The sequence below is a fragment of the Companilactobacillus formosensis genome (assembly GCF_005405305.1).
Taxonomy (GTDB): domain Bacteria; phylum Bacillota; class Bacilli; order Lactobacillales; family Lactobacillaceae; genus Companilactobacillus; species Companilactobacillus formosensis.
Map to the genome: position 1 here is coordinate 332839 of NZ_BJDU01000001.1, position 24733 is coordinate 357571.

Consider the following 24733-nt stretch of genomic DNA (forward strand, 5'->3'; position numbering starts at 1 on the left):
GAGGATGAATGAAATGGAATTAGATAAAGTTCAAAAAATGATTGAATTGATGAATGAAGCAGGTTTGAGTCATTTAGAAATTGATGACAAAGAAGGTCATATCGTTTTAGAACGAAACATTACTAACTCTGAAAATGTTGCTCCACAACAGATGACAAGTTCTGAACCAACATCAGAGGAAAAAACTATCACAGCACCATTCGTGGGGACATTTTATTCATCCAAACAGCCTGATAAGGCTCCTTTAGTGAAACTAGGTGACAAAGTAACAAAAGGTCAGTCAATCGCAATTATTGAAGCTATGAAAATGATGAATGAAGTAAAAGCAGATAAAGATGGTGTCGTTGATAAAATTCTCGTATCAAACGGTGATCAAGTTGAATATGACCAACCACTGTTCATGTTGAAATGAGGTGGTTCGAATGAAAAAAATATTGATTGCTAATCGCGGTGAAATTGCCGTAAGAATTATTCGCGCCTGCAAAATTTTGGATATTCTCAGCGTGGCTGTTTATTCGACAGCTGATAAAGATGCGATGCACGTTGCTATGGCTGATGAAGCAGTTTGTATCGGAGGACCGAATCCAGAAGATAGTTACTTGAATCAGAAAAGCATCATTGCTGCGGCTGAAATTACTCAGGCTGATGCGATTCATCCTGGATATGGCTTCTTGTCAGAGAATGCTGATTTTGCCAAATTGTGTGAAGAACAAGGTATTAAGTTTATTGGTCCAAGTTCGGAAGTTATTGCAACGATGGGTGAAAAATCGACCGCTCGTGAAACGATGATTCAAGCTGGAGTTCCCGTTATAGCTGGTTCAGAAAGTGATTTTTTAGACCTTGATGATGCCAAAAATGCTGCCGAAAAAATTGGCTATCCAGTCATGCTCAAAGCTAGTGCCGGTGGTGGTGGCAAAGGGATGCGTGTTGTTGAAGATGTAAAGGATTTAGAAAGAGAATTTGATTTAGCTCAGGCTGAAGCCAAAGTATCTTTTGGAGATTCGCACATGTACCTCGAAAAGTTCTTAGCCCATCCACGTCATATTGAAGTTCAAGTTGCAGCTGACCAGTTTGGTAACGCAATTGCTATTGGAGAAAGAGACTGTAGTTTGCAGCAACGCCATCAAAAAGTTATCGAAGAAGCACCTGCTAGTACGTTAGACGAAAAAACACGTCAACAAATGTATGACGTGTCAGTGAAAGCAACTCAAGATATTGATTTTGAAGGATTAGGGACAATGGAATTTTTAGTCAATGGTCCCGGAGAATTTTACTTTATGGAAATGAATACTCGAGTTCAAGTCGAGCATCCCATTACGGAATTGACTAGTGATGTCGATTTGATAGATCTACAGATTAAAATTGCCCAAGGAGAACCGATTCCTTTTGCGGAGATTCATGAACACAACTTTGCTTTGGAATGTCGAATCAATGCTAAAACTGCCGGTAAGATTGAAGCACTGCACTTGCCAGCCGGTCACGGAATCAGAACGGATAGTGCTTTGTATCAGGGATATAAGGTGCCATCACAGTATGACTCAATGATTGCCAAAATTATTAGTTTTGCTTCTGACCGTGAAACAGCGATTCGTCAAATGTCAGAAGCTCTAGAAGAGACAGTTATTGATGGAGTTCAGACTAATCTAGACTTTTTGATGCAAGTAATTGAAGAGCCTGATTATAAAATTAACCATACCGATATTAGTTGGTTAGATAATTTAGCTAATTAAGCAACTTAAAAATAGGGGGACATCATGACAAAAATTGATTTGAATAGTGATTTAGGAGAAAGCTTTGGCAGATACAGTTTAGGAAGAGATTCTGAAATTATTCCATTAGTTAGTTCAGTTAATATTGCCTGTGGTTTTCACGCTGGAGACCCAGATGTAATGGCAAAAACTGTTGCTTTAGCAGAAGAAGCTGGTATTGGCGTGGGTGCTCATCCCGGATTTCCCGATCTACAAGGGTTCGGTCGTCGCAAAATGGCAATGAAACCAGCAGAAGTGAAGAATATGATTACCTATCAAGTTGGTGCTTTGATGGCCTTCACGTCTAACAAGAAATTGCAGCACGTGAAACCACACGGGGCTCTTTACAACATGGCTGCCACGGATCACGATTTAGCAGTTGCCATCTGTGAAGGAATCAAACAAGTTGATCCTAATTTGCCAATTTATGGTTTAGCCAATTCCGAATTGATCAAAGCCGCTCAAGAAGTGGGAATTCCTTACGCTCAAGAAGCTTTTGGCGATCGCAATTACAATGCTGATGGAACTTTGGTCAGTCGCTCATTGCCAAATGCAGTTATCAAAGACCCTCAAGAAGTGGCTAAAAGAGTCAAAACCATGATTGAGAATGAAGAAATAATTGCTGTTGATGGAACAAAAATATCTCTAAAGCCAGATTCAATCTGTGTCCATGGCGATAACCAGCAGGCTTTAAATATCGTTTCTGAATTGAGAGCCACATTAATTGATGCTGGGATTGAAATTATTCCCTTCTAAAATATAGGAAAAGGTAAAGAGGATTATGGATAAGAAAGAAAAAGAATTTGTGGATCCAAAAATGACTCCAACTCGTTCTCCACGAAGCATAGCTATGGGTGCAGCTTTCTTGATGGCGATGGCAGCTGTGGGACCAGGATTTTTAACTCAAACAGCGACTTTTACAGGTGAAATGGGGGCGAACTTTGGTTTTGCAATTTTACTGTGTATCGTTGTAGACTTCATTGTTCAAATGAATGTTTGGCGAATCATCGTCGTCAGTGGAAAGAGAGCTCAGGTTATTGCTAACGAAGTCTTACCAGGATTAGGCTATGTTTTGTCATTTTTGGTTGCCGTTGGGGGACTTTTGTTCAATATCGGTAATATCGGTGGAGCAGGTTTAGGATTGAATGTTTTGTTTGGAATCTCTCCTGAAAATGGTGCGGTGATAGCGGCATGTATTGCGATTGCTATCTTCGTTGCTAAGAATGCCATGACGGTCGTTGATCGAACAGTTCAGTTATTGGCAGTCGTAAAAATCGGTATCTTGATTTATATCATCTGCGTTATGGCTGTTCCTTATCAACAAGCTGTGACACATACATTCATGCCAACTAATATCAACTTTTATTCAATCGTTACTATTATTGGTGGAACTGTTGGAGGATATATTTCTTTCTCCGGAGGTCATCGTTTGATTGAAGGCGGAATGAAAGGCGAGAAGGAATTGAAATACGTTAACGAAGGTGCTATTACAGGTATCGGTGTTGCATCTTTGATTCGTATTCTCCTATTCTTGGCTGGCTTGGCGGTCGTTAGTGTCGGCTATAAACTGGATCCAAGTAATCCTGCTGCTTCTATTTTTAAGTATGCTGCAGGGAACTTCGGTTATAAATTTTTCGGACTCTTGTTATTTGCAGCCGGGATGACATCTACTTTAGGTTCAACTTTTACTTCAATTTCCTTTTTAAATTACGCTAGAAAAGAAAAATCAGAAGCAAAAATGGCTCGTTACAATCGACTTTTAGTGATGGGCTTCATTATTTTTTCAACTGTAGTCTTTTACTTCATCGGTGAACCTGCCAAAGTCTTAGTTGTAGTAGGAGCTATCAATGGTTTCATCTTGCCGATTTCCTTAGCTATCTTATTGATTGCCGCTAAGAAAAAAGACATCATTGGTAAGTATCATCATTCATGGTTCTTGACAATCACGGGTTGGTTCGTAGTAGTCTTCATGCTATACGCTAGTGTTGAAGCCGTTCTTAATCTTTTGTAAAATTAAATACTAATCTTAGAAACTTCACCACTATTAAATAGGTGGTGATTTTTTTTGTCGTCAATGACAATCAAAGCTCCTGAATCATCAACGTTGACTGCCTGACCAACAACTATTTGTTTACCGTTAATTACTTCAACGCGATGTCCAAAGGTAGAACAAAGTAAACGAAATTGGGGGATGATTTGTTGATTATTTGATAATAGTTCTAAAAACAAATTAATTATCTCAGCTATAAAAAGATTACGGTCAAATTCTTGAGATTGTGGGATGTTGCTAGCGATGCCGATTAGTTCATTTGGAAATTGCTTAACGTCAATATTGACACCAATACCCACGATATAATTTGAATTGCCATTATCATCAGAGATGTTTTCTGCCAAAATGCCACCGCATTTGAGATCATCTATCAAAATATCATTGACCCATTTTAGAGAAAAAGCTCCATTAGGAATTATTTTTTTCAAAACAGAACAAACGGCCACCCCAGCTGCCAGAGTTAGTAAATTAGGATTTTTTACTAATTGATGTGGCAATAAAATACTGAAATAAACTCCAGAATTAGGAGAAAAAAATTTTCTTTTAAATTTTCCATAACCAGCAGATTGGGAATTAGCCACTACTAGAGAAGGGTGTTCAGACGAAAGATTTGTAAAATTTTGTTTCAAAAAAGTATTAGTCGAGTCTATCTCATCGAAGACTTGAATCGAAACAGGAGAGTTTAAGTGGGATAAAATACTATTTTTATTTAAGGGTAACAAGATGAACCTCCAAGTGAATAATTAACACTATTATACAAAAAAGGACTTCAACCCCTTAGATAAATTAAAAATCCTCGTTAGATTGCATTATTAATACAATTTAGCGAGGATATATTTTTTATTTAAGATTTTTTAGTTCAGCTACGATTTGTGGTTGTTTTTTATCAAGATCATAGAAGAAAAGTAAAACGATCATGATAGCAATAACCAGCATTGGTAACCAAACGAATGAGTTGGTTAGTGATGAAACAGTGGCGGCTGTTTGATGTAGCAATTTTCCGTTATAATTTGAAAATGCTAAAATCCAAGCAACCATGGCACTGGATAGTCCCATACCAACTTTCATACCGAAACTGTTGGCTGAGAAAATCAAACCATCGGCACGAATTCCAAATTTCCATTCACCATAATCAATAACATCAGTCAACATTGGATTAAGTACAGCTGTCAAAGGAACAACTCCCAAGGTTCTGATGATAATTGATGTCATTAAAATCCATGTACTATGTGTATTGACTAGAGTTAATAAACTACCAGGGAAGACGAGAATTAAACCGATAATGGCAGCATTTCTTTTGCCAAATTTTTTAATAATTGGTCCTGATAAAGGAATACCGATGATATTAGGTAAAACAGTTGCAATTCCAAGGATTGCAAGCAGTGAAGCATTCCCAAGAACGTATTTGGCCATATAAGCATTCAAACCATTAGCAACACCAGAATAGATCCAATTGACTAAACTCATAACAGTTGTGAGCCACCAATATTTATTCTTAAACAAGGCATTGAATTGTCGTTTGATACTAACATGCTCTTTAGTATCACTAGCTTGAATAGATGGTTTAACACGTTCTTTAGTTTTTAGAAAAGTGAACAAGTAACCGAAAGGAATCAAAATACCAATGATGCCAAATAAAATGGTCCAACCGGTTGCACTATCAGCAGGGAACATGTTGATAATTGGCATAGCAATAATGTAGAGGATAATCGCACCAACATTGGCAATGGTCATTCTAAAGATATTTAAAGTAGTTCTTTCATCGGCGTTGTTAGTAATTAATGAATTCAATGATCCATAGGGAATGTTAACGGCTGAGTAAAAGAAGTTAACGACAAAATAGGAAATAAAGGCATATGTAAAAGCTGCTTGAGCTGAATGGAAAGGATTCATGAATAAGAAAATGAATGAAAGCCCAAAGAGAATTCCACCCCAGAGAACCCAAGGTCTTGCTTTACCGTATTTAGTATGAGTTCTATCAACTGCGACGCCGACAATGATATCCCAAACGGCGATAATTAATCTTACAACTAGTAATAGCCAAGCAACGGTAGCGGCAGCAATACCAACCACATCAGTATAAAACATAGTTAGATAAGATGAGAATGCGGTGTAGACGATACTTGTCCAAAAATCACCCATTCCAAAAGCTAATTTTTCAGTTAAATTTGGATGATAATTTGCATCATCAATATCTTCTTCAAGATGATCAGAAACGATTGATTCTTTCATGAGTATCAAACTCCTTTTTTAGCAACTAATAATAGTGCTAGATATTTTTTACGTGGTAATTCAAAATAATGTTCTGCATCAATATCAGTATCCATTGGCTTAGTTGTCATATTCCAAGCATCTATCAAGGTTGCTGAATATTTTTTGTCTTTTGGTAGGAAATCAAAGATATCAAATTGAGGTTGATTTTCTCCTAAATAAACTAATACTTTTTGTTTGTCGGCCGATTCTCCAGCGACTAGTTCCCAATGAGGTCCAGTCGTTGCTAAAGGATTGAAGTAACTAATTTTTTCTTTTTTGAGAATTTCAGTTAAGAAATTGATACGTAGTTGACTTTGACCGCGTAAGATACCACCGTGTGCCCACCAAATGGGACGATCTGTATTTGGACGATCGATATAAGTTTCACCGTGAGTGGCAAATCCACCACGAACAACAATTCTCCAATAATTATCCATCATGCCTTCAGCCGTGTTGTCTCCCCAACCGAATTCGATATTGCCTTCATAACGACATTCATCTACGACAACTGGTTTTTGAAATTCTTTACGCCATTTGGGTATGAAGAAAACATTATCGCTTTGGATGCTCAAATGAGTTATCCAAGGCTTAGAATTGTCGTACCAATTAGCTGTAGTATCTTTATGAACGGGTGGATCATAGAAGTTGTGAATGGAAATTAGATGTTGGCTAGGGTCTAATTGTTGAACAGTTTGACCAATGACGTCCCATTCGGCATATTTCTTTTGTCCCAGTTGATCCATCAAATCATACTCATTAGCTAGAGCCCACCAGACATTTTTATAACTAGCAAAACGAGCAATAACGTATTTAAGGTAAAGTTTGTCAAACTTTTCTCCCATTCGTGCAAATCCCCAGGAATCATAAGGATGGAATAGGATAAGATCTGCTTCAACACCAATATTGTCTAGTTTGGCAATTGAATTTTCGACGTGTTGGAAGTATTTTGGATTGAATTTGGAAAAGTCGAAGCCGATATCTTCTGGTTTAACTTGCCAAGAATCATCATCAAAAATTCCTGTCACTTTTTTAGGCTGACCAACATATGGGTAAAGAGCAGGTTCTTTAGTGTTGTAATTGTAATATTTTGGAAAAACAGTCATTCTGATTTTGTTAAATTGATTTTCCGAGAGGGTTTTTAAAGTTTGCTTTTGTAATTCAGGACTTTGAAAAATCCAAGCGTAGGCTGTCGTACCAACAGGCATAAATGAGGTCCCATCGGCATAAGCAAAATGAGTTTTACCTGATACTCTGACTGGTCCGTGATTGTTTTCTTTTGCGGGTATACAGTTGAAAATATCTGTTTGTCCATTTAATTCGGGTACGTTTGAATTAGTAATTACAGTCCATTCGCCAATGATTTCTGGCATGTATCGAATTTTGTAGATGCCATTGCCATCATAAAATCCATTAACGGTAAATTTTATTTGTTGATGAGAAAAGGTAGCGGATAAGTTTACATCGATAAAAGGATTACCATCTTGGGGTCCGTTGAGAGTCAATTCAAATTGTCTCCATTGTTCAACTTGTTTCATAAAATCACTCCAAATATATTTTTTCTTTGAGTAACCGGTTACTCATTTGCTAACGAAATTTATAATAAAACGTTTTCATTTGGGTGTCAATAGGTTTTTTAAAATTAATGTAACCGGTTACTCAAATTTTGATATAGTATAATGGAACTATTAATTTAAAGGGATGAAGTTTTATGGTAACCGTTAGAGATATAGCTAAAGTGGCAAATGTTTCAGTCGCAACTGTTTCAAGAGTTATTAATCATACAGGACGCGTCGGTGATGACACGCGAAAACGTGTTGAAAAAATTATTAGTGATTTGAATTATGTGCCTAACCAAGTGGCAAGATCTTTATACAATAAAACCTCAAATTTAATAGGTGTCATACTTCCTGATCTTGGAAATCCGTTTTATAACCAAATCATTTCCGGTATCGAGGATGTTTTATCACAAAACGATTATCAAATGATTTTGTCTGTTAATAACCATGCAGACAGAGATAAATATAACCAAGCAATTACGAATTTTATACAAAATAATATTAGTGGAATAATTTCTACCAATTTTGAGAATCCAATTGATATTGAGGTTCCATTAGTTTTATTTGATAGTGGTCTAATTACAGATGATAAAATTAGAGTAAATAGTGACAATAAATATGGTGGCTATTTGGCAGCCAAAGCACTTGTAGATGGTGGGGCAAAAAATATTATTATTGAACATGGTTCACTATCATTCTTGAATTTAAAAGAAAGATTAGATGGAGCAACTCAATATTTGAATAAAAAAAATATTCAATATCGTTTATTTGAAGTGGATGATTTTACATATGAAGCAGCCCAGAAGAATGCTGATAAATTTTTAAAGCAATTTAATAACTTTGATGGCGTTATAGCTGCTAATGATCTCCATGCCGCTAGTATTGTTGAAAAAGCTAATAAGATAGGTTTAAAAGTACCAGAAAAATTTCAGATAGTTGGTTATGATAATAGTTATATTAGCAATCTTACTACTCCGGGCATTTCATCTATATCTCAGGAACCAGAAAAAATTGGGCGAGCTACGGCTGAATTGTTACTATCAGCGATTGATAATACATTAAATAAAAAACAAATAGTTACGCCAGTAGCTTACGTTAAAAGAGATACAACAGTATAAAAAATCCTCGTTAGAAAATTTCACATTATTTCTAACGAGGATTTTTTGTACTTTAACCAATATTTTCAATTCCATCTACAGCAGTCCAAGTAATGGTAGAAGTATAAGTACCAGTAGGTTCGATGCCACTTTGTTGCAATAAGATACCATTATCGTGGCCCCAACTGTCATCGATGTCGAATTGCTGTTCAGCATCTTGAGATTTAGTGCCGTTAGCAATGTTTGCGACTTTATTAGTAAGTGGATAAATATTACCGTCTTTGTCAACAAAGATTATTCCACCATTATCCCAAGTTTGCGAACCATTAGAAAGGGATGTTGCTTGAGCTTGCAAGGTCCAAGAAGAGTTTTTTGAACGTTGGTCGTTAACAGTCAAAGACCAGTCTTTACTACGATGGATCATTCGATTAGTTGGATATTCTTGAACAGTTTGGAAGTGACTTGTTTGAGCTGCATTAACAATCAAATCACCTACAACATTGACTGTATAACTGATGGTATTTGATTTATTAAAATTCTCATCTTCAGCATAGAAAGAGACGGTATTTTTACCTTCAGTTAAGTCTTTTGCCAAAACGTTATAACTGAACGTATCGGCTGAACTATCAGAATTCAAAGTTCCTAAAAGTGGTGCATCGCTTGCATCCGGTGTTTCAGAACCATTGATGATTCGGTGAATAGTTATCTTGGAATCATCGAGTGTATCAGTTGGCTTGTAAGCTACAATACCGCCTAAGTTAGTTTGACCGGAAATTTGAATTTTTTGATTGTCTTCGCTGTTAGCAGTCAAAGTTAATGTTTTTGGCTGAACGATAGTAAATGCTGGAGACATAACGTTTTTCTGTAAATTAGTTCCAATAAAACTGGCGTGTTGACTAGCTACTGGAGTTGAAACAGTATTGTCGTCAGCTTTGGCAGTTCCAGTGAAAGTTATTTTGGCTAACTTATTAGTAGAAGAAATATCTTTACTCAAAGTTGTCGTTACATTCGTTGAATCCCCATTAACTGAAAGACTCTGTGTCGTGCCATCAGTATAAGTGATTTGACCACCACTGTAAGTAATATTAGTAGGTAAATCGATATCCGCAGCGATTGACTTCCAATCTTGCGAGCCACTGAGATATTTTAGATCGTATTCAAGCGACAATTTATCGCCATTGTTGACTTTGCCAGAATCACCGACTTCACGAGGGTTGCCATTACCGTCAGCTTGAGTGATATCGAACAATTTGCTAGTAGTGTCAGCTTCAACGATTGATGGGACTGATTCAAAGACAACTAGGTTGGTTTCAGTGTCTGTACCAGTTGAACCAGTAAAGCCCCAGTACAACTTTGTTAATCCATCCAAATGCATCTTCGATAAATCAATATTGACGTTTTTTTCAATGTCGGCTTCTCTAGGGGCACCGTCTAGAGTTTCATCATTGAATTTGTAAGTAATCATAGGTTTACCAGTATCAGTCATTGATTCCGGTGTCCAAGTGACAGTTAAGTGGTGCCATTGTTGATCAGTTAAAATGTTTCTTTGTCCATTGACTTTGAAAGTGGGATCATAGTGAATCAGTTCGGGATAATCATTTTCTGAATCAAAGGTATAAGAACTTGAATCACCAGGATAACTATAAGCAATATGATTGATTTGTGTTGGATCAGGAAATGAATTTAAGGGTACATCGTAGTAACTATCGATACTATTATCACCATTAAATTTAGTATCAAATTCAAGAGCCCAACTCTTTTGGATGGCTGAGCTAGCTAATTCTGCAACTGTCGTTCTAAGAGGTACACCCCAAACCCCCATAGTTTCACCACCGACAGGAGTATTGGTAATTAGTTGATGGTTGAAAGCATCAGCTCCTTGTCCTTGTAAAACAAAAGCCATCCCATCACCGTAATTACCGTTGCTACGACCACCACCAAAGAGCAACCACATTGAGACAGTTTGCTTTTTGTTAATGTCGATATAATTTTGATTAGCCTTATCAGAGGCATTGAGATTAGACCAGACAGCGCCAAAACTACCTGTGTTACCTTTTTCGGTAACTTCAATAACGTTACGACTAGTGAAATTGCTACCGGAATTTGGTGGCAACAATTTAGCTTTATTAGTACCGTTGTTTAAATTGGCAATATCAAACCATTGACTGACATCCGATAGTCCATTAGGAACGTGATCATCGTCACTCAAAAGTTTATATAAAGAAGCATTTTCTGATAATCCAGAATATTCAGAAATTGCTTGTACATTATTTATATTAAACGCCAAAAAAGCCCCAAAATTAAGCATTATTAATGAGAGTAAATAAACTAATTTTTTGATAATAATCCCCCCAATAAGGATATAACCACAATTGTTCTTATCTGATTAAACAGATTTCTAATCTCATATTAGTATAAACAAGTTAATAATTCCATATAAATGCTTATATTTTAAAAATAAAAAAACGATTGGATTTTATCCCAATCGTTTTTTATTTAGAACTATTAGACCATTTGCTCATTAACATATTGAGCATACAATTTATGACCTTGCATGAGCTGTTGGTGAGTTCCGTGTCCAGTTATTTGGCCATGTTCAATGAAGTAAATTTGATCTGCATCAACGATTGTTGAAAGTCGATGTGCGATAACTAAAGTAGTGCGACCGACCATCAATTGATCCAAAGCACGCTGAACTTTTTCCTCGGATTCTGAATCAAGACTGGCTGTGGCTTCATCTAACATTAGAATCTTAGGATTGCGCAAGAAAGCACGAGCAATAGCAATTCGTTGTTTTTGACCGCCGGATAGTTTTACACCTCGTTCACCAATTTGTGTATCCAATTGTTCAGGAAAATTAGATACGAATTCTTTGGCGTAGGCTAATTCTAATCCATGCCACAATTGTTCATCAGATAGTTTTTCATCCAAACCGTATTGTAAGTTGTCACGAATACTACCAGCAAAGACGGCGCTGTCTTGAGAAACGTAACCAATTTGTGATCGCCAATTATTTAAATCAATTTGCTTGATGTTATCTTTACCAATGAATATCTCGCCACCGTCAGGTTGGTAAAATCTTTCTAGTAGTGAAAAGATAGTCGATTTACCACCACCAGATGGTCCGGCAAAGGCAATCACCGTATTAGGTTTAGCTTCAAAAGAGACATCTTGCAAAATGGGATGCTTGGGGTCATAACTGAAGTCCAGATGCTGAGCATTAATTGTTTGCCCTTCGGCATCTAAAACTTTACCTTGAGTGTTTTCGGGTTCAGTATTTAGTATTTCTTGGATTCTTTCTGTGGAACCCATGGCCTTTTGAACTTGTGAGAAGAATGTTGCAAAACTAGCAACTGGGGTAATGATGTTGAATAAATATAATAGGAAGGCTACTAATGAACCACTAGTCAAAGTTCCTTGTTGAATTCTGACAGCTCCGTATCCTAAAATACCGACAAAAATTCCTAACATTACAGTCGTCATAATGGGTTGGAGGACAGCTTCAACTTTGGCGTCTTTGATACCAACTTTAAAAATTTTATTGATTAGATTGCCACCAGTTTGTTTTTCAAATTGTTCGCCATTGCTGGATTTGATCAATCTTACTTCGGATAATTTTTCGCTAGCATCGGCATTGAAGTCAGCTGTAGCAGCTTGCAATTTTCGCCCTAGTCGTGACATGATTCGACCAATTGGCAAGAGAATCAAGACAATAATTGGAACGATACTGAACATTAACGCTGCCATTTTCCAATCCATGAAAAAGAGAATGATCATTGAACCGACTAATTGAATAGCACCGGTGATGAAGTTAGGAAATTGAGAGGTAATCAAATCTTTGATAACGCTAGTATCGTTAACTAAACGAGAACTACTTTCACCAGACTTGTGATCATCAAAATAATCAACTGGCAATTTGAGTAGATGCGCCCAAAGTTTCTCACGCAATGTTTTAACAGAACTTTCGCCAACAAAACGTAGAATGTAGCCGCCGATTGTGCCAAAGCCTAATTGGATTATGAAGGCTAGAATTAAGACCGCCAACATTTTACCGTCAATTTTTGACAGTCCGGAAGTATCAACTAATCCTTTGGTCAATTGTGGCACAATCAAGCTTGCACCACTAGTAACTAAACTTAAGAGCAGTCCTATTATAAATAATGATTTTTTCGGATTGACGCTGTTAATTAGTTGAAGAAAATTTTTGAAATTGAATTTAGAGCTTTTAGGTAAATCTTGTCTGATTGCAGGATTGCGCATAAACATTTCCTCGTTTTAATTAGTATTTAAAACCGTTCCAGAAATCTTGACGAAAATCTGGACGGCGACCGTGGTGTTCATGGTGATCTCGTGGCATGCAATGATTGAAAGGTGAGTGACGCATATGTTCACGCATTTCATGACGCATGTGTTCGATATCCTCGGGGGTCATTTTGTCACGCATATCCATCATTTGTTCACGCATATTGAGCATGGCCTGGTAACGATCAGTTGGATCGATGAATTTTTCAGAATTTTGTTTGAAATCATCGTCCCAACCCTCGGAAATCTTTTTGAGATAATCACTGAAATTGACTTTTTCTTCATCGTTTAAGCCAGCCAAAAAGGCTTCACTGTAATTCTCATTTTTGAGAGAGGCGTTATCTTCGGCTTTTTGGCGACCGGCATCAGTTAAGTAAATCAGTTTACTGCGTTTGTCGTGTTCATCTTCTTTACGAATGATGTCGCCATTGTTTTCCATTTTCTTCATCAATTCAGCGATTGAGCTTGGACTCAAATCCAAAATTTCACGTAAATAATTTTGAGTGAGACCATCGCCTAATTTCAAAACAGCTAGGACTCGTTGTTGTCCTGTAAGTTTTTGCTTCTTTTGACTCATGTAAAAATTGGCAGCCTCACTGATAAAGCGTAGTTGTTTCATTAAATCATCTGTTAAGTTACTCATATTAAAATCCTCATTTCTATTAATTTGTTTCGGTACCGAACTTTATTACGGAAACTAGTATAGTTCGGTACCGAAACAAATGTCAACTATTTTCTTTCAGAAATTAAAATTATTGACTCTGAGTGATAAAGGAGTATTATCTTAATAGTAAAAATTACTATTTAGGGAGAATTAAATGGCTAAAAAATCAAAAATCATTAAAAATCAAAAGCAACAAGAACTAATTGAAAGATATGCAGCAGTACGACAAGAATTAAAGGCCAAGGGTGATTACATTGGTTTATCCAAACTGCCTCGTAATTCTAGTCCGGTTCGTTTAAAGAATCGTGATGCAATTGACGGTCGTCCACACGCTTATATGCGTAAATTTGGGATGTCCCGTTTGAACTTTAGAAAGCTAGCTCACGCCGGTCAAATTCCCGGTGTGAAAAAGGCTAGTTGGTAAGGGGAAATTATGGAAAAAATGAATGTAGCAACAGCTTATCGCAATTTAAAAAGTCCCAATTTGAGGACTAGAAAGAGAGCTTTACGAGCTATTAAAGATAGTAAAAAGAAACCTGTGAAGTAATTAACAATCTGAATGAAAACGTTTTCTTTCTCTGATATAATTAACTTGTGTGTAATTAATAATATGGGGAAAGAGGGGACAAATCATGGCTGGTACGAAGAAGAAAAAACATAGTTTTCCGTCTGCGTATACTGTTATCGTTATTGTTCTAATTTTGGTTCAAGCTCTGACTTTCTTTATTCCTTCGGGAAAATACAGCACGTTGGAATATAATTCGGGTTTGAACAAGTTTGTTATTACTGAGGCTTCAGGGAAGACAATCAAGAAGCCGGCAACACAGAAAACATTGGATAAGTACAAAATTAAAATCAATGTTTCTAAATTCAAGGATGGTACGATCTATCGTCCAGCAGCAATTCCAAATACTTACCACCAAATTAAGAAACCTAAGCGTGGAGTCTTTGGAACTATTAATCAATTTTTAACCTCACAAGTGCAAGGTATCGTTGACAGTGTTGATATCATTGTCTTCGTTTTGATCCTTGGTGGGGTTATCGGAGTCGTCAATGCCACTGGAGCAATGGATTCAGGGATGATGCGACTTTCTGAAAAACTAAAAGGAAAACAAAAGTGGTTGATTGTAATCGTTACTTCCTTGATTGGTCTAGGTGGAACGACCTTTGGTATGGCTGAAGAAACGATTGCCTTTTATCCTATTTTGATTCCAATTTTCTTACTGGCGGGGTACGATACCCTAACGGCAGTAGCGGCAGTTTATTTAGGTACGGCAATTGGTTCGATGAGTTCGACTATTAATCCGTTCTCAACTGTTATTGCTTCTAACGCTGCCGGAATCAACTTCACTGATGGTCTTCCAATGAGAGCCTTGATGTGGGTTTGTGCAATTGGAATCTCAATCGTTTATACAATTAGATACGCTGAAAAAGTTAGAAAAGATCCATCGAAGTCATTAGTTGCTGATCAAGCTCAAGAAGATAAAGACCGTTTCTTAGGTGATTTAGATTTATCCGAAAAGAGTGACTTCACAGCTCGTCAGAAATTGTCATTGATTATTTTTGCTTTAGGCTTCGTCGTGATGATTTACGGTGTTCAACAATTAGGTTGGTACTTTACTGAAATTGCGGTAGTCTTTTTAGCTGTGACTTACTTGTTGATTTTTACGGCCGGTCTCAAAGAGTCCAAGTTTGTCGATAGTTTCGTTTCTGGAGCTGGAGACTTATTAGGAGTTGCTCTGACAGTTGGTTTAGCAAGATCTGTTGGTATCGTTATGGAAAACAGTTATGTTAGCGATACAATTATGAATTACTTCAGCAACAAGATCAGTGGCATGAACAGTGTGTTATTCATCTGTGTCTTGTTCTTCGTTTATATCGTCTTAGGATTCTTCATCCAATCATCTTCAGGTTTGGCGGTACTTTCAATGCCAATCATGGCTCCTTTAGCCGATGTTGTAGGAATCGATCGTGCTTTGATCATCAATGCTTATAACTGGGGACAAGGTTTGATTGGTTTGATTGCGCCAACGGGATTGATTCTAGTATCGTTGTCAATGGTTAAAGTTGGTTTCGATAAGTGGATCAAATTCGTTACAAAATTGCTGATTATGATAGTTGTTTTGATTTTAGTATTCTTAAGTGTCGGTGTTTTACTATAAAAAAATCGTTGGTGAATTTATCATCAACGATTTTTTTGTACAATTTGTCATTTTTAAGTATTATAAAATGTCATTCATTTTTAAATCATCAATACTTAAATAAAAGTATTAGGAGATAAAAAAATGAATAATAATGCAAAAATTCTTTCTAATCATGAATTACAGTCACAAGTTCCTAGTTATTTGGAAACGATTTTTTCTCTAGCCAATGGACATTTTGGTGTTCGTGGTAGTAATCCTTTGCAGGAGTCATCGACCAGTGGCACTGTCGTTAATGGTTTTTATGAAATTTCTCCAATTCATTATGGGGAATCCGCTTTTGGTTATGCTAAAAACAATCAAACCATTGTCAACTTACCAGATTTCTATGCATTAGAAATTTTTGATGAGAATGAAGATAAATTTTTTGCAAAGCTGGATACAAAATCATTGGATATGCAAACGGGGATGTTGACTAGCAATTATATTTTGACCAATTCTAAACAACAAAAAATTAAATTAATTGTCAAAAGTATTTTAAGCCAGAATAATGATTCATTCATTGGTTTGAAATATGAGATTCAAAGTTTGGATTATCAAGGTAAATTGTTTATTAAAAAACATTTGCAACCAATCAAGAATATCAAAGAAAATGATGATCCTAGAAAATCTCGAGCTGTTCAAACGTTGGATTACCAAAGAGAGACTGTTAATAACAGCTGTGAAATATTAAAAATCGCAACTAAATTCAGCCATCTTCACCTTGAGTTAGGTCTGTATTCTAAAGTTCCACAGGAGCAAAATGTTGTCTTAAAAGAGCCACTTACATTTGAATTCATTGGTATCGTTAGTGAAATCAATCAAACATTGAATTCGGATAAAATACCGACATTTCAAGATGTTTTGGCAGATAGTCAAGATTTCTGGGATAAATTTTGGCACAACAGTGAAGTGATTATTTCTGGAAGTGACGAATTGAATCAGGCTTTGCATTACAATATTTTTCAATTGATGTCATCCAGTGGCCGTGATGGAAAAACTAATATTGCAGCTAAAGGTCTGTCTGGGACTGGCTATGAAGGACATTACTTTTGGGATACGGAAATGTATATGGCACCATTTTTTGATTTTACTAATCCACAGATTGCTCGTAATTTGATTAAGTATCGTTATAGCATTTTGCCAGAAGCCAAGAAAAGAGCTGAAACCTTAGGCGTTAACCGGGGAGTGTTATTTGCTTGGCGGACAATCAATGGCCAGGAAGCTAGTGCTTATTATCCAGCTGGAACGGCGCAATATCACATTGATGCTGATGTTGCTTTTGGCGTTTATCGATATTTATCGGCAACGGATGATTGGCAATTCATTGAAGATTATGGTTTAAAAATCGTTTTAGAAACAGCTAGGTTTTGGCGTAATTTTGGTAGTTATACAGAGATGGGTGGTCAAAAGAAGTTTTGTTTTTATGATGTAACAGGTCCAGATGAATACACAGCTATTGTGGATAATAATTATTACACTAATCGAATGGCTAAATTTAATATGAATTTTGCAGTGAAATTGATTGAGAAATTCCCTCAAAAAGCTCAAAACTTGGGAGTAACTTCCAAAGAAACTACGGACTTAAAACAGACAGCTCAAGCAATTTATTTACCATATAATAAGAAACTAGGAATCAATCAACAAGATGACAGTTCATTCAAGAAGCCAGTTTGGCCATTTGAAAAAACACCTAAAGAGAATTATCCACTGCTTTTGCACTATCATCCGTTAACTATTTATCGTTATCAAGTTAACAAACAAGCTGACACGATTTTGGCTGATTTTTTATTCAATGATATTTCTCAAGCACAGTTAAAACGTGAATATGACTACTATGAAAAAATAACGACACATGATTCTTCACTTTCTAGATCCATTTTTAGTGCAATGGCCGCTCGAATTGGTATCAAGCAAAAAGCTTATGATTACTTCATTGATACGGTCAGAACTGATTTGACTGATTTACAAGGGAATTCTGCTGACGGTTTACATGTGGCTAATCTTGGTGGAAGTTGGTTGACAGTTGTCTTTGGCTTTTGTGGGATAGAGGTTAAAAATGGAACTCTATTTCTTCATAATAATTTACCGAAAGTATGGAATGAATTGTCTATTCGCTTGAAATTTAAAGGACGCTTATTGAAAATGACATATTCTCCAAACAAGATAGAAGTTGAATTGTTAGCTGGTCAACCAATAAAAATATTTATTGATGGAACTAGTCAAATGATTGTCTAAGGGCTTTGGTTTGAATGTAGCTTTTCGTTATAATTAGAGTAACAATTTTGCTTGGAGGAAAAATATGTCAGATTATCGAATTGAAGAAGATACTTTAGGAGCTGTCAAGATTCCCAAAGATGCACTCTGGGGAGCACAAACGCAACGTAGTCGCAATAACTTTTCCACAGGAAGTAAGATGCCACTGGAAATCATTAAGGCTTTATTGCAGATAAAAAAAGCGGCAGCTATTGCCAATAAAGAAGTTGGTGCAATTGCCGAAGATAAAGCTGATCTGATTGTAAAGTCAATCGATCAATTGTTAAAGCTTGATGATGTCAGTTTACGTAAAGATTTCCCATTGGTGGTTTATCAAACAGGTTCCGGTACGCAGACGAATATGAACGTGAATGAGGTTGTCAGTCATGTTGCTCAAAACATCAATCCACAATTAGAAATTTTACCGAATGATGATGTCAATCACGGACAAAGCTCCAATGATATTTTTCCTACAGCAATGAATATTACAGCAGCTATGGCAGTAGAAAAATTAATAGATTCTCTAAAACATTTGATAGAAGAGTTGCAAACAAAGCAAACTAAATACTGGCACGTAGTCAAAATTGGTCGGACACATTTGCAAGATGCCACACCATTAACCTTTGGACAAGAAGTCAGTGGTTGGGTTTCAATGTTGCAACATGACTTAGATTATTTACAAACGCTCAAAAAAACTCTCGGCGAATTAGCAATCGGTGGAACAGCTGTGGGAACTGGCTTGAATGCTGCCTCCGGTTTTGCTGAAAAAATTGCTGAACAAATGAGTGTTGTTTATGATTTTGAATTTACTGCCGATACGAACAAGTTCTTTGGCTTAGCAGCACATTCAGGTTTAAATGTCGTTCATGGAGCAATCAAAACTTTGGCAAGTGATTTATTGAAGATTGCTAACGACGTCAGATTTTTAGCTAGTGGTCCACGCTCTGGCTATGGAGAATTGAATATTCCTGCTAATGAGCCTGGTTCTTCAATCATGCCAGGAAAAGTTAACCCGACTCAAGCAGAAGCTATTACGATGGCGGCAGTCAAAGTTATGGGTAATGATGTCACAATCGATTTGGCTGCCAGTCAAGGTAACTTTGAAATGAACGTTTATAAGCCAGTTTTAATCAGTACTTTCTTAGAATCAGCTGAATTGTTGACGGGAACGATGACTGGTTTTGCGGATAAAATGATTGCTGGTTTAACAGTCAATGAAACGCGGATGCAAGAACTAGTCGACCAATCACTGATGACAGTTACGGCTTTGTCGCCACACATTGGTTATCACCACAGTGCTGAGATTGCCCAACTGGCTCAAAGGGAAGGAACGACTTTACGAGAGGCTGCTATTAAATCTAAATTAGTTACCGCAGAACAATTTGATCAATGGGTCGTGCCAATTGAGATGACAAATATTGAGGAGAAAAAAGATGGCGAATAAGTTTGTTTTTAAACCAAATATGATTGAGGAATTAAAGGATAGTTACGATGTCGTGATTGTCGGTTCTGGTGGAGCTGGTTTGACGAGTGCTATTCAGGCTTATGAATTAGGACTTTCACCAGTTATTTTAGAAAAAATGGACAAAATAGGTGGGAATACTAATCGTGCTTCTTCAGGAATGAATGCTGCCGAGACTTTTGTCCAATTGAATCACCATATCGTTGATAGCTTTCAAGAGTTTTATGATGAAACTTTTATCGGTGGTGGTAAACAAAATAATCCTGAACTTTTGAAGTTTTTCACTGAACATGGAGCTCTAGCGATTGACTGGTTGGATCAACACGGATTAAAACTCGATGATTTAACCATCACGGGTGGAATGAAAACTATGAGAACGCATCGTCCTAGTAGTTTGATGCCAATCGGTGGCTATTTGATTACTGAATTGTTGAAATACGTTGAAAAATACCAAATTCCTTTATTTGATAATGTTAAAGTGACTGATATTTTATCTGACAATGGACAAGTCACTGGAATCAAAGCTGAATCAGATCGTGAAATTGAAATTAAAACTTCGGCGGTGATTTTAGCAACTGGTGGTTTTGGAGCTGGGAAAGATCTCTTAGCACAATACCGCTCTGATTTGCTTAATCTCAGAACGACTAATCAACCGGGCGCCACTGGGGATGGTATTAAATTAGCTCAAAAATTAGGTGCTCAATTAGTCGACATGGAACAAGTTCAAGTTCATCCAACCGTTCAACAAGATACACCGCACGCTTATTTGATTGGTGAAGCTGTTCGTGGTGAAGGTGCCATTTTGGTCAATAATGATGGAACTCGTTTCGTCAATGAATTGGATACTAGAAAGAATGTTACTCAAGCTATCGATGATTTAGGTGGAACTGGTGCTTACTTGATTTTTGATACTGATATTCGTAAGCGAGTCAAAGCTATCGAGTTTTATGACCACGTTGGCTTAGTAAAAACAGGACAAACTTTGTCAGAACTAGCTACAGAAATTAAAGTGGATGTGGATAACCTAGAAGGAACAGTATCTAAATGGAATCAAGCGGTTAAATCTCAACAAGACACAGAATTCAATCGTAGTACGGGTATGGAACGTGATATTTCAGATGGACCATTTTATGCCATTCATATCGCACCAGCCGTTCACTATACAATGGGTGGCTTGAAGATTAATGATAAGACTCAAGTATTGAATACGGATAATAAAGTTATCAATGGATTGTTTGCGGCCGGTGAAATTGCTGGTGGCTTACATGGTAATAATCGAATCGGTGGTAATTCAATCGCTGAAACAGTTGTCTTTGGTAGACAAGCTGGACAACAAGTTTATAAATATCTCCACTAAAAAAGCTGACCAAAACGGTCAGCTTTTTTAGACTAATTCAATGAGATCAAAAGGTGTTTTTAGGTGATAATCAACTTTTGCAAATTCAGGGTTTTCTTTAGCACCCCAACTGGCTAAGCCAAATTCAATCCCCGCGTTTTGAGCACATTGGAAATCATAGATTGAATCACCAACGTACATTGTCTCTCGAGGTGCTAAGTTTAAGGTCTCCATAGCTTTTAGGATAGGTTCAGGATTAGGTTTGTGTAATTTAGTTTTGGAAGCGGTGATGAAGACGTCAAAATATTTATCGATATCGAAATTATCTTTAACGACTTGCATTTCAGCATCAGTTCTTGAAGTAACGATACCTAGTTTAATATTTTGTTGGCGTAATTGTTCTAGGGCTTGTTCGATACCATCAAAAACTGTGGCATAGTGGAACATAGCGTGGTCATTTTCATTCCAGTCATCTAATAATTTTTGGCTCTCAGCTTCTGAATGTACGTATCTTTCGACAGCTTTAGTGCCAGGTATTCCTAGAATGTAGAAGAGTTCTTCAGCCGTAGGCGAAATACCATAAGTGTCAGACAGTGTCTTTTGAAAAGATTTGATAATCGTTTTTTCAGTATCAATCAAAGTGCCATCAACATCGAATAAAATTGTACTCTTCATAATAAAAGCCTCCTAAATATAAATCATTTGCGTTTTAGATTTGATTAATTTGTTCTCGAGTTTTTGAGGTAATTCGCCATTCGTAATAATATAATCAATTTGGTTTAGCTTAAGAGCCTTGAAGTTGTGTTGAACGTTTACCTTGCTACGATCCAATAAGAGGACAACTTTTTTAGATTGTTTACGGATTTTTGCTTTGTAATCAAGGTCATCTTCATAGGCATAATAAACTCCTTGTCCATCGATTCCCACACAACTGAGAAAAGCATAGTCGAATGAATAGTTTTCCATATCAAGACAAGGTTTGGTTCCAACGACGCAGCGCTTCTCGGGGTCCAAATTACCACCTAAGATTCGTGACTTGCAGGGGGCAAAACGGATTAATTGATCAGCAATATCTAGGGAATTAGTTACAGCAAATAAATCTTTTTTAGTGATGTATCTCGATAAAAAGCTGATCGTTGTAGAAACGTCTAAATAAATTTGATTAGCTTGATTGGCAAAGACAGCAGCCTTTTTAGCTAATTTTTGTTTGTCAGTAACGTGTTGATCATTACGCTTTAAATAGTTATCGAGCTTTTTAAAAGTGTTGGGTAAGCTAATACCACCATAATTTCGCTCTACTAAGTCATTATCAGTTAATTTGACGATATCACGACGAGCAGTGTCTCTGGAAGTATTAGTTAAATCGATGATTTCTTTGAGAGATAGGGATTGTTTTTCTTGGAGAGTTTTCATGATTAGTTCTAGTCGTTCTTTTTGCATATGTTTACCGCCTAAAAAAAATAAGTTACTATAAGTATTTATCTTATAGTAACTTATTTTGACTTAAAACACAATATTAAGCTTCTTGATCACTTGATTGCATTTTGTCATTGTAACCAAAGAGGTAAGTAAGGACAAAAGCGGCACCGAAGGCAATCAAATGAGAAACAATGTAGGCTGTGAAATTAGAATCGATTCCACCTTTAGGGTTGATGAATGAAGGAAAACCAATCAAACTGCCAGTAAAACCATAAATTACTAAGTTCATTCCTCCGGCGACAGCACCACCGATAGCATTACCAATCATTGTCATATAGAAAACTTTTTTATACTTCAAAAGGATTCCGTAAAGTGATGGTTCAGAAATTCCACAAAGTGCAGAAACTCCGGCTGAATATCCAAGAGCTTCGAATTTCTTTTTCTTAGTTTTGATGGCGACTGCAAAAACTGCACCAGCAATACCCATAGCAGTAATGGAAGTTAAAGCACAGATAACACTTTGACCGTTAACAGCTAAATCATTGATAACGATAGGAATCAAAGGCCAATGTAGACCAAAGACTACTAGGATTGGATAGAAAGCGCCGTAGATAGCACCACCGATGATACCATTGAAAGCTAATAGACCAGAGATACCGTCAGCTAGGCCTTTACTTAAGACAGTGATGATTGGAGCAACGGCTAATAATAGAACAAAAGATAAAATAATAATTTCAATAATAGGAACGAAGATACCTTGAATCATTTCAGGAATAGCTTTTTTGAGGTATTTTTCAACATATTTACCTAACCAGGCAGCTACGATAATAGGGAAGACGGATCCAGAGTAATTCATGATTTTAACGGCGAAGTCACCGAACAATCCGATTTCTGGAACCTTGTTGCCAGCAATGCCAATAATATTGGGATGAATCAAAAAGGCACCGATAACAGCCATAGCGATAGGATCAGAACCAAGTTTTTTAGCAGCAGTGAATCCTAAAATAACTGGTAAGAAATAGAAAATTGTGTCAGCCATCGTATTGATCAATAAGTAAATACCGGCTTTATCACTTAAAACTCCGGCACTGACTAAACCAGCTAGGATACCTTTAGTGATACCAGAACCAGCTAAAACACCGATAATTGGCATCATAGAAGCAGTTAATACACCGATAAATTCATCATAGCCGTGTTTGATTTTTGTACCAAGACTTTGATTTTCTACTTGTTCTACAACGGCCTCTTTAGGAATTGTTTTTTCAGTATTAAGACGAGGCAAAACATCCAAGATTGAGTTGAAGACATCAGTCACCTTATTGCCAATAACAACTTGATATTGACCTTGAGCCTTCATAACTTTGATGGTAACGTCCATGTTTTCTAGAGCCTCAGTATCAGCTTTTGATTCATCTTTTAAAGTAAAACGTAGTCTTGTCATGCAGTGAATTAAAGTGTTGATGTTTTCATCGCCGCCGACGTGCTTGATAATTTGTTTTGCATCAGCTGTGTAATCCATAATTTTTCTCCTTTAACATAGTCTTTCTTCAGGTAAGTAATTGATTGGCAACCAGCTTAAAATATCTTCTAAGAATTTGTCCCAGTAATACCAATCATGTTTACCATTGGTAAAATCAGCTTCAACTTGAATACCGATTTGTGATAATTCGTCAATGAATTTTTGATTGTCTTGATAGAGAAAATCTTGTTTACCACACCAATCAAATAATTTAGGGATAGTTTCATTACAAGCAAGTTTTTGTTTGGCTAAATGTACGAGATCATTTTGGGAATCGTCAAACTCTTTTTGATTGAAAATACCATTCCAATAATTTTGAGGACGAAAGCTTTCGAGAATTTCATTGCTACAAGGATAGAAAGCTCCGGATAAAGCAGCGGCATAACTAAATTGATTAGTGGAAAGGGCTATTTTATAAGCTCCATAGCCACCCATCGAAGCTCCCATAATGAAATTCTTTTCTCGATCAGTAGAAATCTGTGGGAAAAATTCATGGACGACTTTGGGTAGTTCTTCAGCAATGTCGTTGTAGTAGTTCAAACCGTAATTAGTATTGGCATACCAACTTAAATCGGCGTTGGGCATAACGATCGCAACAGCAGTGTTTTTGAGTAAACGTTCAAGACGAGTTTTACGTAGCCAAGAAGTGTTGTCATCGCTCATGCCATGGAGTAAATAAATTACCGGAAGATCATTTAAAATATTTTGGTCCCAAGTTGTATCGTTAGTAACTTGTGGTAAGAGGACGTCCATTTGACAATCTTTAAGCAAAGCATTAGAAAAGTAATTGATTTTTAAATGTGCCATTTTTTGCTCCTTCATATTTTAGTTATTTAAACGAATCTCATTGACAAGGCTTATTGTATACGATTACAATTTAATTAATCAGTT

The 24733-nt window shown here is 36.7% G+C and carries 21 protein-coding genes; 11 read left to right on the forward strand and 10 right to left on the reverse strand.

The genetic code is table 11. The features are described from left to right. The first annotated feature begins 13 nt into the window (after positions 1 to 13). Genes FFM65_RS01660 through FFM65_RS01675 form a run of 4 tightly spaced genes read left to right on the forward strand, consistent with a single transcriptional unit; the run spans position 14 to position 3759 of the window. A complete protein-coding gene (locus FFM65_RS01660; protein WP_119317336.1) occupies positions 14 to 412 on the forward strand; it encodes an acetyl-CoA carboxylase biotin carboxyl carrier protein in 399 nt (132 codons plus the stop codon). A gap of 10 nt (positions 413 to 422) precedes the next feature. Then, positions 423 to 1730, forward strand: coding sequence for an acetyl-CoA carboxylase biotin carboxylase subunit (locus FFM65_RS01665; RefSeq protein WP_119317337.1), 1308 nt, complete (start codon positions 423 to 425; stop codon positions 1728 to 1730). Between the two features lie 24 nt (positions 1731 to 1754). Beyond that, positions 1755 to 2504, forward strand: coding sequence for a LamB/YcsF family protein (locus FFM65_RS01670; RefSeq protein WP_119317338.1), 750 nt, complete (start codon positions 1755 to 1757; stop codon positions 2502 to 2504). Positions 2505 to 2529: 25 nt separating this feature from the next. After that, complete coding sequence (locus FFM65_RS01675) at positions 2530 to 3759, forward strand: NRAMP family divalent metal transporter (protein ID WP_119317339.1); 1230 nt, start codon at positions 2530 to 2532, stop codon at positions 3757 to 3759. Positions 3760 to 3761: 2 nt separating this feature from the next. Here the strand turns inward: FFM65_RS01675 and FFM65_RS01680 are convergent, their stop codons facing one another. The 3 genes from FFM65_RS01680 to FFM65_RS01690 all read right to left on the reverse strand — a co-directional run bounded on the left by FFM65_RS01680 (position 3762) and on the right by FFM65_RS01690 (position 7586). Beyond that, on the reverse strand, positions 3762 to 4520 hold the full coding sequence (locus tag FFM65_RS01680; protein ID WP_162897873.1) for a biotin--[acetyl-CoA-carboxylase] ligase: 759 nt from the start codon (positions 4518 to 4520) through the stop codon (positions 3762 to 3764). A gap of 118 nt (positions 4521 to 4638) precedes the next feature. Beyond that, on the reverse strand, positions 4639 to 6030 hold the full coding sequence (locus FFM65_RS01685) for an MFS transporter (RefSeq protein WP_119317341.1): 1392 nt from the start codon (positions 6028 to 6030) through the stop codon (positions 4639 to 4641). Between the two features lie 5 nt (positions 6031 to 6035). Then, positions 6036 to 7586, reverse strand: a complete 1551-nt coding sequence (locus tag FFM65_RS01690; protein ID WP_119317342.1) for a DUF5060 domain-containing protein — start codon at positions 7584 to 7586, stop codon at positions 6036 to 6038. 173 nt (positions 7587 to 7759) lie between these two features. On the opposite strand from FFM65_RS01690, the gene FFM65_RS01695 reads away from it, so the two are divergent. Beyond that, positions 7760 to 8725 (forward strand): LacI family DNA-binding transcriptional regulator, encoded by a 966-nt coding sequence (locus tag FFM65_RS01695; RefSeq protein WP_119317343.1) that lies wholly within the window; start codon positions 7760 to 7762, stop codon positions 8723 to 8725. A gap of 52 nt (positions 8726 to 8777) precedes the next feature. Here FFM65_RS01695 and FFM65_RS01700 read toward each other — a convergent pair whose 3' ends face one another. The 3 genes from FFM65_RS01700 to FFM65_RS01710 form a co-directional block, all read right to left on the reverse strand. Then, positions 8778 to 10991 (reverse strand): L-type lectin family protein, encoded by a 2214-nt coding sequence (locus FFM65_RS01700; protein WP_119317344.1) that lies wholly within the window; start codon positions 10989 to 10991, stop codon positions 8778 to 8780. Between the two features lie 218 nt (positions 10992 to 11209). Next, positions 11210 to 12964, reverse strand: coding sequence for an ABC transporter ATP-binding protein (locus FFM65_RS01705; RefSeq protein ID WP_119317345.1), 1755 nt, complete (start codon positions 12962 to 12964; stop codon positions 11210 to 11212). A 19-nt stretch (positions 12965 to 12983) separates the two neighbouring features. Next, entirely contained in the window at positions 12984 to 13649 is a 666-nt protein-coding gene (locus tag FFM65_RS01710) for a MarR family winged helix-turn-helix transcriptional regulator (RefSeq protein ID WP_119317346.1), read from the reverse strand. Between the two features lie 175 nt (positions 13650 to 13824). Between FFM65_RS01710 and rpsN the strand changes: the two genes are divergently transcribed. The 6 genes from rpsN to FFM65_RS01735 all read left to right on the forward strand — a co-directional run bounded on the left by rpsN (position 13825) and on the right by FFM65_RS01735 (position 20925). Further along, positions 13825 to 14094 carry a 30S ribosomal protein S14 gene (rpsN, locus tag FFM65_RS01715; protein WP_010018588.1) on the forward strand — a complete coding sequence of 90 codons (270 nt, stop codon included), beginning with the start codon at positions 13825 to 13827 and terminating at the stop codon, positions 14092 to 14094. Positions 14095 to 14103: 9 nt separating this feature from the next. Continuing rightward, positions 14104 to 14217, forward strand: coding sequence for a putative metal homeostasis protein (locus tag FFM65_RS12065; RefSeq protein ID WP_162897874.1), 114 nt, complete (start codon positions 14104 to 14106; stop codon positions 14215 to 14217). A gap of 85 nt (positions 14218 to 14302) precedes the next feature. Then, entirely contained in the window at positions 14303 to 15832 is a 1530-nt protein-coding gene (locus tag FFM65_RS01720) for a YfcC family protein (RefSeq protein WP_119317347.1), read from the forward strand. A gap of 123 nt (positions 15833 to 15955) precedes the next feature. Beyond that, positions 15956 to 18088, forward strand: a complete 2133-nt coding sequence (locus FFM65_RS01725) for a glycoside hydrolase family 65 protein (protein ID WP_119317348.1) — start codon at positions 15956 to 15958, stop codon at positions 18086 to 18088. A 64-nt stretch (positions 18089 to 18152) separates the two neighbouring features. Continuing rightward, entirely contained in the window at positions 18153 to 19550 is a 1398-nt protein-coding gene (locus FFM65_RS01730; RefSeq protein WP_119317349.1) for a class II fumarate hydratase, read from the forward strand. Beyond that, a complete protein-coding gene (locus FFM65_RS01735; RefSeq protein WP_119317350.1) occupies positions 19540 to 20925 on the forward strand; it encodes a flavocytochrome c in 1386 nt (461 codons plus the stop codon). The genes FFM65_RS01730 and FFM65_RS01735 overlap by 11 nt, the downstream gene beginning before the upstream one ends. Positions 20926 to 20952: 27 nt before the next feature. On the opposite strand, the gene FFM65_RS01740 is transcribed toward FFM65_RS01735, so the two are convergent. The 4 genes from FFM65_RS01740 to FFM65_RS01755 all read right to left on the reverse strand — a co-directional run bounded on the left by FFM65_RS01740 (position 20953) and on the right by FFM65_RS01755 (position 24649). Further along, positions 20953 to 21579: an HAD family hydrolase gene (locus tag FFM65_RS01740; RefSeq protein ID WP_119317351.1), complete on the reverse strand. Its 627-nt coding sequence runs from the start codon at positions 21577 to 21579 to the stop codon at positions 20953 to 20955. Positions 21580 to 21591: 12 nt separating this feature from the next. After that, the gene (locus FFM65_RS01745) at positions 21592 to 22344 is read right to left on the reverse strand and encodes a DeoR/GlpR family DNA-binding transcription regulator (RefSeq protein WP_119317352.1); all 753 of its coding nucleotides are present in this window, start codon (positions 22342 to 22344) and stop codon (positions 21592 to 21594) included. Positions 22345 to 22420: 76 nt separating this feature from the next. After that, positions 22421 to 23842 (reverse strand): PTS transporter subunit EIIC, encoded by a 1422-nt coding sequence (locus tag FFM65_RS01750; RefSeq protein WP_119317353.1) that lies wholly within the window; start codon positions 23840 to 23842, stop codon positions 22421 to 22423. Between the two features lie 12 nt (positions 23843 to 23854). Further along, the gene (locus FFM65_RS01755; RefSeq protein ID WP_119317354.1) at positions 23855 to 24649 is read right to left on the reverse strand and encodes an alpha/beta hydrolase; all 795 of its coding nucleotides are present in this window, start codon (positions 24647 to 24649) and stop codon (positions 23855 to 23857) included. Positions 24650 to 24733: the final 84 nt, after the last annotated feature.

Excerpts from the sequence above, each read along its gene's own strand:
- FFM65_RS01660 (WP_119317336.1), top strand. The coding sequence starts at position 14 with ATGGAATTAGATAAAGTTCAAAAAATGATTGAATTGATGAATGAAGCA.
- FFM65_RS01665 (WP_119317337.1), top strand. The coding sequence starts at position 423 with ATGAAAAAAATATTGATTGCTAATCGCGGTGAAATTGCCGTAAGAATT.
- FFM65_RS01670 (WP_119317338.1), top strand. The coding sequence starts at position 1,755 with ATGACAAAAATTGATTTGAATAGTGATTTAGGAGAAAGCTTTGGCAGA.
- FFM65_RS01675 (WP_119317339.1), top strand. The coding sequence starts at position 2,530 with ATGGATAAGAAAGAAAAAGAATTTGTGGATCCAAAAATGACTCCAACT.
- FFM65_RS01685 (WP_119317341.1), bottom strand. The coding sequence starts at position 6,030 with ATGAAAGAATCAATCGTTTCTGATCATCTTGAAGAAGATATTGATGAT.
- FFM65_RS01690 (WP_119317342.1), bottom strand. The coding sequence starts at position 7,586 with ATGAAACAAGTTGAACAATGGAGACAATTTGAATTGACTCTCAACGGA.
- FFM65_RS01695 (WP_119317343.1), top strand. The coding sequence starts at position 7,760 with ATGGTAACCGTTAGAGATATAGCTAAAGTGGCAAATGTTTCAGTCGCA.
- FFM65_RS01705 (WP_119317345.1), bottom strand. The coding sequence starts at position 12,964 with ATGCGCAATCCTGCAATCAGACAAGATTTACCTAAAAGCTCTAAATTC.
- FFM65_RS01710 (WP_119317346.1), bottom strand. The coding sequence starts at position 13,649 with ATGAGTAACTTAACAGATGATTTAATGAAACAACTACGCTTTATCAGT.
- rpsN (WP_010018588.1), top strand. The coding sequence starts at position 13,825 with ATGGCTAAAAAATCAAAAATCATTAAAAATCAAAAGCAACAAGAACTA.
- FFM65_RS12065 (WP_162897874.1), top strand. The coding sequence starts at position 14,104 with ATGGAAAAAATGAATGTAGCAACAGCTTATCGCAATTTAAAAAGTCCC.
- FFM65_RS01720 (WP_119317347.1), top strand. The coding sequence starts at position 14,303 with ATGGCTGGTACGAAGAAGAAAAAACATAGTTTTCCGTCTGCGTATACT.
- FFM65_RS01725 (WP_119317348.1), top strand. The coding sequence starts at position 15,956 with ATGAATAATAATGCAAAAATTCTTTCTAATCATGAATTACAGTCACAA.
- FFM65_RS01730 (WP_119317349.1), top strand. The coding sequence starts at position 18,153 with ATGTCAGATTATCGAATTGAAGAAGATACTTTAGGAGCTGTCAAGATT.
- FFM65_RS01735 (WP_119317350.1), top strand. The coding sequence starts at position 19,540 with ATGGCGAATAAGTTTGTTTTTAAACCAAATATGATTGAGGAATTAAAG.
- FFM65_RS01740 (WP_119317351.1), bottom strand. The coding sequence starts at position 21,579 with ATGAAGAGTACAATTTTATTCGATGTTGATGGCACTTTGATTGATACT.
- FFM65_RS01745 (WP_119317352.1), bottom strand. The coding sequence starts at position 22,344 with ATGCAAAAAGAACGACTAGAACTAATCATGAAAACTCTCCAAGAAAAA.
- FFM65_RS01750 (WP_119317353.1), bottom strand. The coding sequence starts at position 23,842 with ATGGATTACACAGCTGATGCAAAACAAATTATCAAGCACGTCGGCGGC.
- FFM65_RS01755 (WP_119317354.1), bottom strand. The coding sequence starts at position 24,649 with ATGGCACATTTAAAAATCAATTACTTTTCTAATGCTTTGCTTAAAGAT.